The sequence below is a fragment of the Pseudomonas sp. GW821-FHT01E05 genome (assembly GCF_059422425.1).
Genome location: NZ_JBWKWW010000011.1, coordinates 67,652 through 81,930 on the forward strand (window position 1 = coordinate 67,652; position 14,279 = coordinate 81,930).

The window sequence follows — 14,279 nt, forward strand, 5'->3', positions numbered from 1 at the left end:
ACCCGGTAAGCCCGAACAGGAGTTCCGCCATGGCCTATTTCGAACATGAAGGTTGCACCCTGCACTACGAAGAATATGGTCACGGCGAACCCGTGCTACTGCTACACGGGCTGGGCTCAAGCGCCTTGGATTGGGAGGATCAGATCCCCGCGCTGGCGGCTCGCTACCGGGTGATCGTCCCGGATGCTCGTGGCCATGGTCGCTCCGACAAGCCCCTCGAGCGCTACAGCATTGCCGGCTTCAGCGCTGACCTGATCGCCCTGATCGAGCACTTGAACCTGGGCCCCGCCCATGTGGTCGGGCTGTCCATGGGCGGCATGATTGGCTTTCAGCTGGCGGTGGACCAGCCGCAGTTGCTCAAGAGCCTGTGCATCGTCAACAGCGCACCCCAGGTAAAACTGCAGACGCCGGATGAATATTGGCAGTGGTTCAAGCGCTGGAGCCTGATGCGCGTCGTGAGCATGAGCGCCATCGGCACGGCGCTGGGCGCGAAGCTTTTCCCCAAACCGGAACAAGCCGGGCTGCGTAGAAAAATAGCCCAGCGCTGGGCAAAAAACGACAAACGTGCTTATCTCGCCAGCTTCGATGCAATCATCGGCTGGGGCGTGCAGGAACGACTTTCCCGTATTATCTGTCCAACCCTGATCGTCAGCGCCGACCGTGACTACACGCCGGTCGCGCTGAAAGAGGCCTATGTAAAACTGTTGCCCAATGCGCGGCTGGTGGTGATCGCCGATTCCCGCCACGCGACCCCACTGGATCAACCAGAACGCTTCAACCAAACCCTGCTCGAGTTTCTAACCGCAGTTGACACCACCACCCAGGATCACTGACCCATGCTAAAGAAAATCGCCCTCCTCGCCGGCTCCGCTCTGTTTGCCGCTAACCTGATGGCCGCCACACCAGCCACGGCGCCGCACGTTTTGCTGGAGACCACCAATGGCCAGATCGAAATCGAATTGGACCCGGTCAAGGCTCCGATCAGTACCAAAAATTTCCTTGAGTACGTCGATAGCGGCTTCTACAACAACACCATTTTCCACCGCGTGATTCCGGGCTTCATGGCCCAGGGCGGCGGTTTCACCGCGCAGATGCAGCAAAAAGACACCAAGGCGCCGATCAAGAACGAAGCCAGCAACGGCTTGCATAACGTACGCGGCACCCTGTCGATGGCTCGCACCTCGAACCCGGATTCGGCCACCAGCCAATTCTTCATCAACGTGGCCGACAACGCCTTCCTCGACCCGGGCCGTGATGCCGGTTACGCAGTATTCGCCAAAGTGGTCAAAGGCATGGACGTGGTGGACATCATCGTCAACTCCCAGACCACCACCAAAAACGGCATGCAGAATGTGCCAGCCGACCCCGTGTTGATAAAGTCGGCCAAGCGCATCGACTAAGCTACACAGGAGTCTTGAGCGGCAGTTCTTTTGAAGTGCCGTTCACATTTTAGAAAGGAGAGCCCGCCTCGCGGGCGTTAGAACCAATGCTCTATCGTCGTTTTGAACAACTGATCGATATTTTCCGCGACGCTCCGACAGCGGCTCCGCCGAACACGGTTCTACCCTTTTACGTTTATTACCTGCGTCAGGTCTGGCCAAGTTTTGCCGCCCTGCTCATCGTCGGCCTGTTCGGTGCGCTGATCGAAGTCGCGCTGTTCAGTTACCTGAGCCGGATCATCGATCTGGCCCAAGGCACGCCGAATACCGACTTCTTCAAGATTCACGGCATCGAGCTGATCTGGATGGCGGTGGTCGCCCTCATCCTGCGTCCGTTCTTCGTCGGTCTGCACGACCTGCTGGTGCACCAGACCCTCAGCCCCGGCATGACCAGCATGATTCGCTGGCAGAACCACAGTTACGTGCTCAAACAAAGCCTCAACTTCTTTCAGAACGATTTCGCCGGGCGCATCGCCCAGCGGATCATGCAGACCGGCAACTCCCTGCGCGACTCAGCCGTGCAAGCGGTGGACGCATTGTGGCACGTGCTGATCTACGCCATCAGTTCGCTGGTGCTGTTCGCCGAGGCCGACTGGCGCCTGATGATCCCGTTGCTGAGCTGGATCGCCTGCTACATCGGCGCGCTGTGCTATTTCGTGCCGCGGGTCAAACAGCGCTCGGTGGTGTCCTCCGACGCTCGCTCGAAGCTGATGGGACGGATCGTCGACGGTTACACCAATATCACCACGCTCAAATTGTTCGCCCACACCCACTACGAACAACAGTACGCCCGCGAAGCCATCGAAGAGCAAACGGAAAAGTCCCAGCTGGCCGGTCGCGTCGTCACCAGCATGGACGTGGTCATCACCGGCATGAACGGCCTGTTGATCGTCTGCACCACGGGCCTGGCCCTGTGGTTGTGGACCCAGTCGCTGATCTCGGTCGGCGCCATCGCGCTGGCCACCGGCCTGGTGATCCGCATCGTCAACATGTCCGGATGGATCATGTGGGTGGTCAATGGCATCTTCGAAAACATCGGCATGGTCCAGGACGGCCTGCAAACCATCGCCCAGCCCGTCAGCGTGACCGACCGCGAACAGGCCCCGCGCCTGGAAGTGGCACGCGGCGAAGTCCGTTTCGATCACGTCGATTTCCACTACGGCAAGAAAAGCGGAATCATCAGCGACCTCAACCTGACGATCAAACCCGGCGAAAAAATCGGCTTGATCGGCCCCTCTGGCGCGGGCAAATCGACCCTGGTCAACCTGCTGCTGCGTCTTTACGACCTGCAAGGCGGACGAATTCTGATCGATGGCCAGAACATCGCCGAAGTGGCCCAGGAAAGCCTGCGTGAGCGAATCGGCATGATCACCCAGGACACCTCGCTGCTGCACCGCTCGATCCGCGACAACCTGCTCTATGGCAAACCCGACGCCACCGATGAAGAACTCTGGGAAGCAGTGCGCAAGGCCCGCGCCGACGAGTTCATCCCACATCTTTCCGATGCCCAGGGCCGTACCGGTTTCGACGCCCACGTCGGTGAGCGCGGCGTGAAACTCTCCGGTGGTCAACGCCAACGGATCGCCATTGCCCGGGTGCTGCTCAAGGACGCGCCGATACTGATCATGGACGAAGCCACCTCGGCGCTGGACTCTGAAGTCGAAGCGGCCATTCAGGAAAGCCTGGAAACCCTGATGGAAGGTAAAACCGTGATCGCCATCGCCCACCGGCTCTCCACCATTGCCCGAATGGACCGTTTGGTGGTGCTGGAAAAAGGCCGGATCGCCGAAACCGGCAGCCACAGCGAACTGCTCGCCCACGGCGGTTTGTATGCGCGGTTGTGGCAGCACCAGACCGGTGGGTTTGTCGGTATCGATTGAGCTGCGTGATTGACGCTGACCCTGTGGGAGCGGGCTTGTTCGCGATGAACGATTCAGTAACTGTGGATGTTCTGGCTGGCGCCGATCCTCGGTGCGGTCATTGACGGCGTGACCTGGCGCTGGTTGGGCAAGGAAGACCGCTGATCCAGGGATCAGCGAGGATCAGTCTTGCCTATACGGCAAAGCGGTTCTCGCTTCCTCGGCATACGCCAGCACGCCGAGTCGCTCCTGTTGCAGGAAGTCCTTCACCGCCGCCTTCAAACCCGGATGCCTCAGGTAGTGCCAGGAATGGGTGATCACCGGTTCGAAACCACGAATCAACTTGTGCTCCCCCTGAGCTCCGGCATCGAACCGTTGAAAACCGTTGGCAATCGCGTAATCCATGCCTTGATAAAAGCACGTCTCGAAATGCAGGCGGTCGAACTCCGCCAGGCAGCCCCAATAGCGACCGTAAAAACTGTCGCCACCCACCAGACTGAACGCCATAGCCACTGGCCGTGAACCTTGTTTGGCCAGCACCACGCGAATGGCTTCGGGCATGCGTTCGGCCAGCAGACTGAAAAATTCCCGAGTCAGGTACGGCGCCTGCCGGCGTATTGCGTAGGTATTGGCATAGCAGGCATAAACGAAGTCCCACTGCGTTTGATCAAGTTGCCGTCCTTCGAGCCATTCAAACTCAATGCCCTGCCCTGCGACCTGCTCGCGCTCCTTGCGCATCTGCTTGCGTTTGCGCGAACTCAAGGCGTCGAGAAAGTCCTGGAAATCCCGGTAACCACGGTTTTGCCAGTGGTACTGACAGCCGACACGTTGCAGCCAACCCGGCTGCTCGGCCAGCGCGGCATCGGTGAACGGGTCGGTGAAATTTATATGAGCACTGGAGAGCCCTTCGATTTCCAGATACCCCGGCAGGCTTTTCAGCAACTCGAAGCCATCCTGTGCATTGGCGGCCAACAGACGCGGCCCGCTCACCGGACTGAACGGCACGGCAGTCAAAAGCTTTGGGTAATACTCGATCCCGGCGCGCTCACAGGCATCGGCCCACCCATGGTCGAACACGTATTCGCCGTAAGAGTGCCATTTTCGGTAACTGGGCAGTGCAGCAAGTAATCGACCGCCCTCAACATGCAGTAAATGCTCGGGTTGCCAACCGGAGTGCGGACCAAGGCTGCCACTGTCTTCCAGTGCACTGAGGAAGGCATGTCGCAAGAACGGCTGACCGTCGGGCACCAGCGCATCCCATTCTTGAGAGGCGATTGCGGACAGACTCTCCAAACGTTGTAACGGCATCACATTCCCCGACGATCATGACTCACAGACGCGCCGAGTATCGCCCATCTCCGCTGCGGCCGAAATAAAAATACCCTGTCGAGGAGAGGTCAAAACGAAAGGAGCTTTAACGGATGAGAAAGAGCCGGTTTCGGTTTTAAGCCTTGCTTGGAACACGTACTGCACACGAGCTACAAGTGCATCGCCGCTGTCATCACCGTCGTTGTTGGTGACTTTGTCAGTTTCCAGACCGAAGTCTTCGTCGAAACGGCCGGCGCGGAAGGTGACCGGCTTGAAGCCGACGCAGGAAATCGACGCTTCGTCGAAGTAACCGTCGTTCGCAGTTCCCGAGTTATGGGAGAAGTCGTAGTTGATCTGGTATTTCCAATCCTTGTAGGCGGTGCCGCCCAATTCCAGAAAAGCACGACGCAAGAAAGCGGCGTCGGCTGTATCGCCATCCTCGTAGCCGACTGCGGCAATGGCTATTGGTTGCTTTTGCGTTCTTCGGCCAGGCGTTTGGCCAAGTCGTCAACATCGGGGACGGGAGGTTCAGGCATCACGCGCAAGGTGGCCTGCATCAAGCGCATCTGACGAATAAAGCGCCGGCAGTTGGGGCAAAACATCAAATGATGGCGCACCATCAAACGCTCACGAAAGCTCAACTGGCCATCAAGGTAATCACTGGAACGCGCCACTTGTTCCTTACAGGTCAACATTCGCCGGTTTCCTCAAAATGCTCCACCGTAGCGAAGACTTTCAGCCGTGCCCGATGCAGCAGCACACGAACATTGGAGAGCGAAATCTCCAGAAGATTACAGATCTCCTCCAACTCCAGGCCTTGGCGCTCGCGCAGCAGCAACACACTGCTTTGCAGTTCAGAGAGGCTCAGCAAGGTATGTTCCAGGCACTCGCGCAGCTCATTTTCGGTGAGCAGGGCATCGGGCGTGTCCTCGTGCCAAGCGAACGGAGCCACTAGCCAGTGACCGTCATCTGGGGAAAACCGCTCATCCCCAATCGTGCCGTGGGGCGACGGTAAATCATCCAGCAGGACTTCCCGACGGTTTTGTTTGTAACGGCTTTTTGCAGAGTTGGCGGTGATGGTCAGCAGCCAGGTCTTGAGGCTCGAACGCCCCTGAAACCCGGCCAGGTTACGCACGACCGACAGCCAGGCGTCCTGCACCACTTCGTCGGCATGGCGGTTGCCGACAATGGCATAGGCCACAGCGCGCATGGCGCTCTGGTAAGTGTTGACCAATTCCTTGTAAGCCCGCTGCTCACCCACCAGCAAGCGTTCGAGCAGTTGCGTGTCGTCAGCTGCGGCCATTCATGCCTCGTGCCATAAACCATGACTCCCGTAGGAAGCGAGCTTTTGTGGCGAGGGGGGCTTGCCCCCGCCTCACACAAATCAACGCTTACGCAGAATCACGCTACCAATCGAGTAACCCGCGCCAAACGAGCTGAGCACCGCCAGCGAGCCGCTCGGCAAATCGTCCTGATTCTTGTGGAATGCAATCACCGACCCTGCCGAGCTGGTATTGGCGTAGGTGTCGAGAATTACCGGGGCTTCTTCGACCGAGGCTTCACGGCCCAGCAGTTTCTTGACGATCAGGTGGTTCATGCTGAGGTTGGCCTGGTGCAACCAGAAACGCTTCACGTCGCTGACGCTGAGCGTGTTCTCTTCCAGGTGGGTGGCGATCAGCTCTGCCACCATCGGGCAGACGTCACGGAAAACCTTGCGACCTTCCTGCACGAACAGCTTGTCTGGAGCACCGACGCCCTCTTCGGCTGCGCGGTTGAGGAAGCCGAAGTTATTGCGGATGTTGTTGGAAAACCTGGTCAGCAGTTTGGTGCCGACAACGTCGAACTGGTACGGTGACGTTGCCAGATCGGCACGCTCGATGATCACTGCCGTCGCGGCGTCGCCAAAAATGAAGTGGCTGTCGCGGTCGCGGAAGTTCAAGTGGCCGGTGCAGACTTCCGGGTTGACCATCAGAATCGCTCGGGCCTGGCCGAGCTGGACACTGTTAGCGGCGGCCTGGATGCCAAAGGTCGCCGAGGAGCAGGCCACGTTCATGTCAAAGCCGAACCCTTGAATACCCAGCGCCTCCTGGACTTCGATGGCGATGGCCGGGTAGGCCCGTTGCAGGTTCGAGCAAGCAACGATAACGCCGTCGATATCGGCGGCGGTCTTGCCGGCGCGCTGCAAGGCTTGCTCGGCGGCACCGACGGCCATTTGGCATAGCACCGACCATTCGTCGTTGGAACGCTCAGGCAGACGCGGCGTCATGCGCTGCGGGTCAAGGATGCCTTCCTTATCCATGACGAAGCGGCTTTTGATCCCCGAAGCCTTTTCAATGAAGGCAGCACTGGATTCGGTCAGCGCCTGAACTTCGCCGCGCTCGATGGCAGCGGCGTTATCGACATTGAACTGCTGTACATAGGCATTGAAAGACTGCACCAGCTCTTCGTTGGAGATGCTGTTGGCCGGGGTGTACAGGCCGGTGCCGCTGATGACGACGTTATGCATGCTCATATCTCTAATCTGTTCAGGCAGAAAGCATTGGTACTGACGTACCAACACGTAAAGGGTCTGATCCCGTCAGAGGGGATGAAACCTTGCGTCGCTTTATTCCAATCGGCCCAGGCTGCGAAGGCTCAAATCTGCGGGGCCGGCGTTTATGACTGCGAAGTTTGCCATAACCGCAGGCATTTGGCCCCTTTTTGCAGGATGAAACGCCTGCCACAAACTCAGCGGTATGCCTGTAGGAGCACGGCTTGCCGGCGATGGCGCCCTTGAGACCGCCATCGCCGGCAAGCCGTGCTCCTACAGATCGACCTGGCTCCACTGCTTGCTTAAACGCTTGTCGGAGATTGGTACCCTGGTCCCCAATTGTTGGGCAAACAACGAAACCCGGTACTCCTCCAACCACCAGCGATACAGCTCCAGCTGCGGATCGCGCTTGCCTTCCTGGGCGTGTTTGTTGGCCCGCGCCTGGTATTGCGTCCACAACCCGGCCAGTTCGGTACTCCAGACCCGATCCTTTTGCACCTGGCTTGGCAGTTTCTCAAGGCGCAACTCGATGGCCTTGAGGAAACGTGGCAGTTCCTTAAGCCAAACAGCCGGCGTTTCGCGGACAAAACCCTGATACACCAGCTGACTCAATTGTTGCTTGATGTCATTGAGGGCCACCGCCTGCGCCAGGTCGATCTTGCCTTTGAAGCGCTTTTGCAGACCGTGCCAGAGCTTGAGCGTCTCCAGCGTCAGTTTCGCCAACCGCTCGGCGTGCTCGGTCCAGGCGCCACGCTTGCGTTCCGCCAACGCAGCCAGCCCGGCGCCATCGCGCGGCAGGTTGGCTTCGCCGTCGAGAATGCAGCTATCGAGGCTGGCCAACAGGATGTCTTCCACCAGGCTTTCGATACGCCCCAGCTCGCGGTACAACAAACCCAGCTCGGTCATTCCCGGTAATTTTCCGCGCAGGAATTTCGCCGGCTCGGCCAGTTGCTGCATCAACAAGCGCTGCAAAGCCCGGCGATGCTGGAACTCGGCCTCGGCGGCGGTGGAGAATCGTCCTTCCTTGACCGTACCGCCCTCTTCCACCAGCGCCGGATAAACCGTCATCGACAACCCGGCGATCTTCTGTTGGGTTTTTTCGGCCACCGCGGCGAAGACCCTGGCCTCCACCGGCTGCTGGCTTTTCGCTGTTTGCGGCACAGCCAGTGCGGCCTGGCTGGCCTCGGCGAAACGCGCGGTCAACTCGGCCAGGTCACGACCTTCGCCAAGGAACTTGCCCTGACCGTCGACAATCTCCAGGTTCATCCGCAGATGGCCTTCAACCTGCTGAGCCGATTCGGCCCAGGCTTCGTCGCTGACCCGCGCACCGGTCATGCGCAGCAATTCACGTCCCAACGCGTGAGGCAGTGAGCCGTCGGCAAAGGTGATGCGCTGTAACGCGGCTTTGACGAAGTCCGGTACTGGCACAAAATTCTTGCGCAGCGCCTTGGGCAAGTTGCGCACCAGTGCGATGCACTTGGCTTCGATCACTCCCGGCACCAGCCATTCCAGGCGCTCGGAGGGCAGTGCCGGCAGCAATGGCGCCGGCACCCGCAAGGTCACGCCGTCACGTGGATGGTTGGGCTCGAAGTGGTAGCTCAAGGCCAACGCCAGATCACCCAAATGCAAGGTGTCCGGATAATGCGCAGCGGTCACTTCGCTGGCCTCGCGGGCCAACACGTCTTCTTCGCGCATGACCAGCAACTGCGGGTCTTTCTGGCTGTGGATGCGATACCAGCTGTCGAACGTCGCAGTCTGGTGGATATCGGCTGGCAGCCGCGCATCGTAGAACGCGAACAGGGTTTCTTCGTCAGCCAGGATGTCGCGGCGGCGCGCCTTGGCCTCCAGTTCGTCGAGTTGCTCGAGCAGTTGCGTGTTGGCGGTCAGGCACCTGGCTCGGGACTGGATTTCCCCGCGTACCAGGCCTTCACGAATAAACAGCTCACGGGACAGCACCGGCTCGATCGGCCCGTAATGCACCGGCCGCCGGCCAACCACAATCAGCCCGAACAAGGTGATTTGTTCGAAGGCGACAACCTGCCCGCGCTTCTTCTCCCAATGGGGTTCGAAGTGGTTCTTCTTGATCAAGTGCCCGGCCAGCGGCTCGATCCAGTCAGGTTCGATCTTCGCCACCATCCGCGCGTAAAGCTTGGTGGTTTCCACCAGTTCGGCGGTCATCAGCCATTGCGGGCGCTTTTTCCCAAGCCCCGATGAAGGGTGAATCCAGAAGCGTCGTTGGCGGGCACCGAGGTAATCGCCGTCTTCGGTCTTCTGACCGATCTGGCTGAGCAAACCGGACAGCACGGCTTTGTGCAGTTTCGGGTAATCCGCCGGTTCTTTATTCAGGCTCAGCTGCATGTCGCGGCAGATCAGACTCAGCTGCCGATGGGAATCGCGCCATTCGCGCAGACGCAGGTAATTGAGGAAGTTCTTGCGGCACCAATTGCGCAGCGGACTGGCCGTCAGGGCCAGGCGCTGCTCTTCAAAGCCACGCCACAGATTGACCAGACCGGCGAAGTCCGAGTCCACGTCTTTCCACTGCGCGTGGGCCTGATCGGCGGCTTGTTGACGCTCCGGTGGGCGCTCGCGCGGGTCCTGGATCGACATGGCACTGGCGACGATCAAGACTTCCTGCAAACTGCCCAACTTGGCGGCTTCCAGTAGCATACGGCCCATGCGCGGGTCCACCGGCAGGCGCGCCAGTTGCCGACCCAGCGGTGTCAACTGGCTTTCGCGATCGACCGCCGACAGCTCTTGCAGCAGGTTGAAACCGTCGCTGATGGCCTTGCCATCCGGCGGTTCGATAAACGGGAAGTCGGTGATCTCGCCCAAGCGCAGATGCAGCATCTGCAGGATCACGGCCGCCAGGTTGGTGCGCAGGATTTCCGGATCGGTAAATTCCGGCCGTCCGATAAAGTCTTCTTCAGCGTACAAACGGATGCAAATGCCCGGCTCGACCCGTCCGCAACGACCTTTACGCTGGTTGGCGCTGGCCTGGGAGATGGCTTCGATCGGCAGACGTTGCACCTTGGCGCGGTAGCTGTAGCGGCTGATTCGCGCGGTGCCACTGTCGATCACGTAGCGGATGCCCGGCACCGTCAGCGAGGTCTCCGCAACGTTGGTCGCCAGCACCACACGACGCCCCGGGTGAGACTGGAAAATTCGCTGCTGCTCGGCTGGTGACAGCCGTGCGTACAGCGGCAGGATTTCGGTGTGTTTGAGCTGGGCCTTGCGCAGCATGTCGGCGGCGTCGCGAATTTCCCGCTCGCCGGGCAAGAACACCAACACATCGCCAGGGCTGCGGCGCTCGCTGCGTTCATACGCGGCGATTTCGTCGAGGCTCGCGAGGATCGCCTGATCCACCGTCAAGTCGTCTTCGACGCGGTTACCCTCTTCGTCCTGCTCCAGCGTTAGCGGGCGATACCAAGTGTCCACCGGGAAGGTTCGGCCGGAGACTTCGACAATCGGCGCGTCATTGAAGTGTTTGGAGAAACGCTCCAGGTCGATGGTCGCCGAGGTGATGATGACTTTCAGGTCCGGGCGACGCGGCAGCAGGGTTTTCAGGTAACCGAGCAGGAAGTCGATGTTCAGGCTGCGTTCGTGGGCTTCGTCGACGATGATCGTGTCGTAGCGCTCGAGGTAACGGTCGTTCTGGGTTTCGGCCAACAGAATGCCGTCGGTCATCAGTTTGATCAGGGTGTTCGAATCGCTCTGATCTTCGAATCGCACCTGATAACCGACCAGCGCACCCAGCGGTGTCGCCAGCTCTTCAGCAACCCGGCTGGCGACGCTACGAGCGGCGATACGGCGTGGCTGGGTATGGCCGATCAGGCCGTACTGACCGCGCCCGATTTCCAGGCAGATTTTCGGCAACTGGGTGGTTTTACCCGAGCCGGTTTCGCCGGCAATGATCAGCACCTGGTGCTTGAGCAGCGCCTCTTTGATTTCGTCGCGCTTGGCGGCAATCGGCAGGCTGTCGTCATAACGAATCAGCGGCAGGCTGGCACGCCGCGCCACGACCCGCTCACAGGACCCCTGCATACGCGCGACCCACTGGGCCAGCTTGTCCTCGTCAGGTTTTTTGCGCAGCTCAAGCAACTGCCGCCGCAGCCGGTGACGGTCGGCAAGCATGGCGTGATCGAGGTTTTTCAGCAGTTGGTCGATAGCGGGCAATTCGTCAGTCATCAGGTACGCAAAAGTCGTCTAGTGGTGCAGGGGGCCGATTGTCGCAGATTTGTTGTGGATTGCGGGTGCCTGATCGTTCCCACGCTCCGCGTGGGAATGCAGCCCGGGACGCTCCGCGTCCCAAGAGCGGACGCAGAGCGTCCATTGAGGCATTCCCACGCGGAGTATGGGAACGATCTGATGGGGCTATTCGTTATCCAGCGCCTTGCGCCGATAGGGGAACACGTCGATCACCTTGCCGGCGCGAATGTCCGCTTGCAGGCCTTTCCAGTAATCGGCGTTGTACAGCTCGCCATGCAGTTGATCAAACAACCGTCGCTGCCCGGAATCAGCGAACAGGAACGGTGGGAACTCTTCCGGAAACACATCCAGTGGCCCGATCGAGTACCACGGTTCCGAGGCCATTTCATCTTCCGGCGTGCGTGGGGCCGGAATGTGGCGGAAGTTGGCTTCAGTCAGAAAACAGATTTCGTCGTAGTCATAGAACACCACGCGGCCGTGACGGGTAACGCCGAAGTTCTTCAGCAGCATGTCGCCGGGGAAGATATTAGCCGCCGCCAATTGTTTGATCGCCAGGCCGTAATCTTCCAGCGCCTCGCGAACCTGCGCTTCGTTGGCATTTTCCAGATAGAGGTTCAACGGCGTCATGCGTCGCTCGGTCCAGCAGTGACGGATAAGCACCGTATCGCCATGGACCTCCACCGTTTTGGCCGCCACTTCCAGCAATTCTGCCAGGCAGGCCGGGTCGAACTTGCTCAGCGGAAAACGGAAATCGGCAAACTCCTGGGTATCGGCCATGCGCCCTACCCGGTCGACGCTTTTCACCAGACGATACTTCTCGATCACCGTCGCGCGGTCGACGTTCTTCGATGGCGAGAATCGGTCCTTGATGATTTTGAATACGGTGTTGAACCCCGGCAGGGTAAACACGCTCATGACCATGCCGCGCACACCCGGGGCCATGATGAACTGATCGTCGGTGTTGGCCAGGTGATTGATCAGTGAGCGATAGAATTCGGACTTGCCGTGCTTGTAGAAACCGATCGAGGTGTAGAGCTCGGCGATGTTCTTGCCCGGCAGAATGCGCTTGAGGAAGCCAATGAACTCGGCTGGCACCGGCACATCGACCATGAAATACGAACGGGTAAAGGAAAAGATGATCGACACATCGGCTTCATCGGTAATCAGCGCATCGATCTGAATCCCGTGGCCTTCACGGTGCAGCAGCGCAATCACCAACGGCCATTGGTCATCCTGGGTGTAGATGCGCCCCACCAGATACGCGCCCTTGTTGCGGTACAGCACCGAGGAAAACAGCTCGACGCTCAGCTGCGGGTCCTTGCAGACCCAGTCCGGCAGGTTCTCGCGCAACTGGGCTTCGTGCCGACGCAGGTCGCCAGGCAAATCGGCATAGGCCTCGCTGAAGCTGAAGTCGACGAAGATCTGCTCGAGCATGCTCGACAGTTCGCCCTCAGGCTTATAAGTACGGGTTTGCGCAGCACGGGCCCGGCGCAGGCTTGGCCGCGTGGTATGGATGAACATGCAGCCGTCGCTGATCAGGTCATGGCTGAACAGTCCGCAGAAGGTCGAGTTGTACCAGGTCTCGGACAGCTCATCGTCAAAGCGCAGGTCGATCAGGCTGATGTAAGCGCTTTTCACCAGCGGCCAGAACGTTACATCCAGCAGCGCCTCGGCATCGAAGGCCTCATGCAGCCGACCGACTACTTCACTGACTTTCGCTTCATAGAGGTTGATCCGCGCCGCTGAGGCGATCTGCGCCTCCTGCCATTGCGCCTGCTCGAAACGCGCCCGGGCACCGTCGGTGATCTGGCGGAAATGCTCGCGGTAATCGTCGAAGCCATCGAGGATCATTCGGGCGATGTCGCCGGCTGGCCATTGCTGCGGCATAGAGAGACCTCTGGGAATGTTTCTTATCGTTGGAAGCTGAGCTTAGAGGCCAATTGTTACGCAAAGCAACCATTGCCATGCATCGCACCTGCGGCGACACTTGCGCGCCAATTCAGTAAGGAACAAGCCGTGAACCCCGTCGATATACTGCGCTTGCTGTTGCTTGCCGCCATCTGGGGCGCAAGTTTTCTGTTCATGCGCATCATCGCCCCAGTGATTGGCACAATCCCCACTGCCTTTTTCCGCGTATCGATTGCCGCCACCGGGTTGCTGGTGATCCTGGCGCTGATGCGCGTCAGCTGGGATTTTCGCGGCAAGTTCAAGACGGTGCTGCTGCTCGGGGTGATTAACTCGGGGATTCCGGCAACGATGTATTCGGTAGCCGCCCAAGTGCTGCCGGCCGGTTACTCGGCGATTTTCAATGCAACGACGCCGCTGATGGGCGTGTTGATTGGCGGTGTGTTCTTCAGCGAAAAGCTCACCCCGGCGAAGATTGCCGGTGTCTGCCTTGGGCTGTTCGGGGTTGGTATTCTGACCCGCGCAGGTCCTGTGGCCTTCGACATGGAACTGCTGATGGGCGCCCTTGCCTGCCTCCTCGCGACCACCTGTTACGGCTTCGCCGGTTTCCTCGCCCGTCGCTGGCTCGATCAGCAAGGCGGGCTCGACAGTCGCCTCTCGGCGTTGGGCAGCATGCTTGGCGCGACGCTGTTTCTGTTGCCGCTGTTCGGTTACAGCGCCATCAGCCAGCCACCGGCAAGCTGGGGGGGCTGGAGTGTCTGGTTGTCGCTGCTGGGGTTGGGGCTGGTCTGCACAGCCTTTGCCTACATCCTGTACTTCCGCTTGCTCAGCTCGATTGGCCCGGTCAAATCAATGACCGTGACCTTCATGATCCCGCCCTTCGGCGTGTTGTGGGGCGCGCTGTTCCTTGATGAACCATTGTCCATGGCCCATCTGTATGGCGGGGTGTTGATCGCCGCGGCATTGTGGCTGGTGCTCAAGCCGACGGTGGTGAAGGTATCGAAGGTGGCTGTACGGTAGAGAGCAGCCTCG

General features: G+C 59.5%; 10 protein-coding genes and 2 pseudogenes. 5 read left to right on the forward strand and 7 right to left on the reverse strand.

Annotated elements, in window-relative coordinates; all coding sequences use genetic code 11:
• Window positions 1-29 precede the first annotated feature (29 nt).
• The 4 genes and pseudogenes from AC07W5_RS22775 to AC07W5_RS22790 all read left to right on the forward strand — a co-directional run.
• The gene (locus AC07W5_RS22775) at window positions 30-833 is read left to right on the forward strand and encodes an alpha/beta fold hydrolase (RefSeq protein WP_495024378.1); all 804 of its coding nucleotides are present in this window, start codon (window positions 30-32) and stop codon (window positions 831-833) included.
• Between the two features lie 3 nt (window positions 834-836).
• The gene (locus tag AC07W5_RS22780) at window positions 837-1,400 is read left to right on the forward strand and encodes a peptidylprolyl isomerase (RefSeq protein ID WP_494994624.1); all 564 of its coding nucleotides are present in this window, start codon (window positions 837-839) and stop codon (window positions 1,398-1,400) included.
• Window positions 1,401-1,486: 86 nt separating this feature from the next.
• Window positions 1,487-3,319 carry an ABC transporter ATP-binding protein gene (locus tag AC07W5_RS22785; protein WP_495024379.1) on the forward strand — a complete coding sequence of 611 codons (1,833 nt, stop codon included), beginning with the start codon at window positions 1,487-1,489 and terminating at the stop codon, window positions 3,317-3,319.
• Window positions 3,320-3,379: 60 nt separating this feature from the next.
• A pseudogene (locus AC07W5_RS22790) lies at window positions 3,380-3,463 on the forward strand (aquaporin); the annotation flags it as partial.
• An 18-nt stretch (window positions 3,464-3,481) separates the two neighbouring features.
• Here AC07W5_RS22790 and AC07W5_RS22795 read toward each other — a convergent pair.
• From AC07W5_RS22795 to aceK, 7 genes and pseudogenes are all read right to left on the reverse strand, one after another.
• On the reverse strand, window positions 3,482-4,606 hold the full coding sequence (locus AC07W5_RS22795) for a GNAT family N-acetyltransferase (RefSeq protein WP_494994622.1): 1,125 nt from the start codon (window positions 4,604-4,606) through the stop codon (window positions 3,482-3,484).
• Between the two features lie 222 nt (window positions 4,607-4,828).
• Window positions 4,829-5,047 (reverse strand): annotated as a pseudogene (locus AC07W5_RS22800) (porin); the annotation flags it as partial.
• Window positions 5,048-5,067: 20 nt separating this feature from the next.
• Window positions 5,068-5,301, reverse strand: coding sequence for an anti-sigma factor family protein (locus AC07W5_RS22805; protein ID WP_494994621.1), 234 nt, complete (start codon window positions 5,299-5,301; stop codon window positions 5,068-5,070).
• A complete protein-coding gene (locus AC07W5_RS22810; RefSeq protein ID WP_494994620.1) occupies window positions 5,295-5,909 on the reverse strand; it encodes an RNA polymerase sigma factor in 615 nt (204 codons plus the stop codon). Before AC07W5_RS22810 ends, AC07W5_RS22805 begins: the two co-directional genes overlap by 7 nt.
• An 81-nt stretch (window positions 5,910-5,990) precedes the next feature.
• Window positions 5,991-7,112, reverse strand: coding sequence for a beta-ketoacyl-ACP synthase III (locus AC07W5_RS22815; RefSeq protein WP_494994619.1), 1,122 nt, complete (start codon window positions 7,110-7,112; stop codon window positions 5,991-5,993).
• Window positions 7,113-7,409: 297 nt separating this feature from the next.
• On the reverse strand, window positions 7,410-11,321 hold the full coding sequence (gene hrpA, locus AC07W5_RS22820; protein WP_495024380.1) for an ATP-dependent RNA helicase HrpA: 3,912 nt from the start codon (window positions 11,319-11,321) through the stop codon (window positions 7,410-7,412).
• A gap of 186 nt (window positions 11,322-11,507) precedes the next feature.
• Window positions 11,508-13,229 carry a bifunctional isocitrate dehydrogenase kinase/phosphatase gene (gene aceK, locus AC07W5_RS22825; protein WP_494994617.1) on the reverse strand — a complete coding sequence of 574 codons (1,722 nt, stop codon included), beginning with the start codon at window positions 13,227-13,229 and terminating at the stop codon, window positions 11,508-11,510.
• Window positions 13,230-13,358: 129 nt separating this feature from the next.
• On the opposite strand from aceK, the gene AC07W5_RS22830 reads away from it, so the two are divergent.
• Window positions 13,359-14,267, forward strand: coding sequence for a DMT family transporter (locus tag AC07W5_RS22830; protein ID WP_494994616.1), 909 nt, complete (start codon window positions 13,359-13,361; stop codon window positions 14,265-14,267).
• The last annotated feature ends 12 nt before the right edge of the window (window positions 14,268-14,279 follow it).

Bases quoted from the DNA above. Each gene is read 5' to 3' on its own strand.
- AC07W5_RS22775 (WP_495024378.1), top strand. From the start codon at position 30: ATGGCCTATTTCGAACATGAAGGTTGCACCCTGCACTACGAAGAATAT.
- AC07W5_RS22780 (WP_494994624.1), top strand. From the start codon at position 837: ATGCTAAAGAAAATCGCCCTCCTCGCCGGCTCCGCTCTGTTTGCCGCT.
- AC07W5_RS22785 (WP_495024379.1), top strand. From the start codon at position 1,487: ATGCTCTATCGTCGTTTTGAACAACTGATCGATATTTTCCGCGACGCT.
- AC07W5_RS22795 (WP_494994622.1), bottom strand. From the start codon at position 4,606: ATGCCGTTACAACGTTTGGAGAGTCTGTCCGCAATCGCCTCTCAAGAA.
- AC07W5_RS22805 (WP_494994621.1), bottom strand. From the start codon at position 5,301: ATGTTGACCTGTAAGGAACAAGTGGCGCGTTCCAGTGATTACCTTGAT.
- AC07W5_RS22810 (WP_494994620.1), bottom strand. From the start codon at position 5,909: ATGGCCGCAGCTGACGACACGCAACTGCTCGAACGCTTGCTGGTGGGT.
- AC07W5_RS22815 (WP_494994619.1), bottom strand. From the start codon at position 7,112: ATGCATAACGTCGTCATCAGCGGCACCGGCCTGTACACCCCGGCCAAC.
- hrpA (WP_495024380.1), bottom strand. From the start codon at position 11,321: ATGACTGACGAATTGCCCGCTATCGACCAACTGCTGAAAAACCTCGAT.
- aceK (WP_494994617.1), bottom strand. From the start codon at position 13,229: ATGCCGCAGCAATGGCCAGCCGGCGACATCGCCCGAATGATCCTCGAT.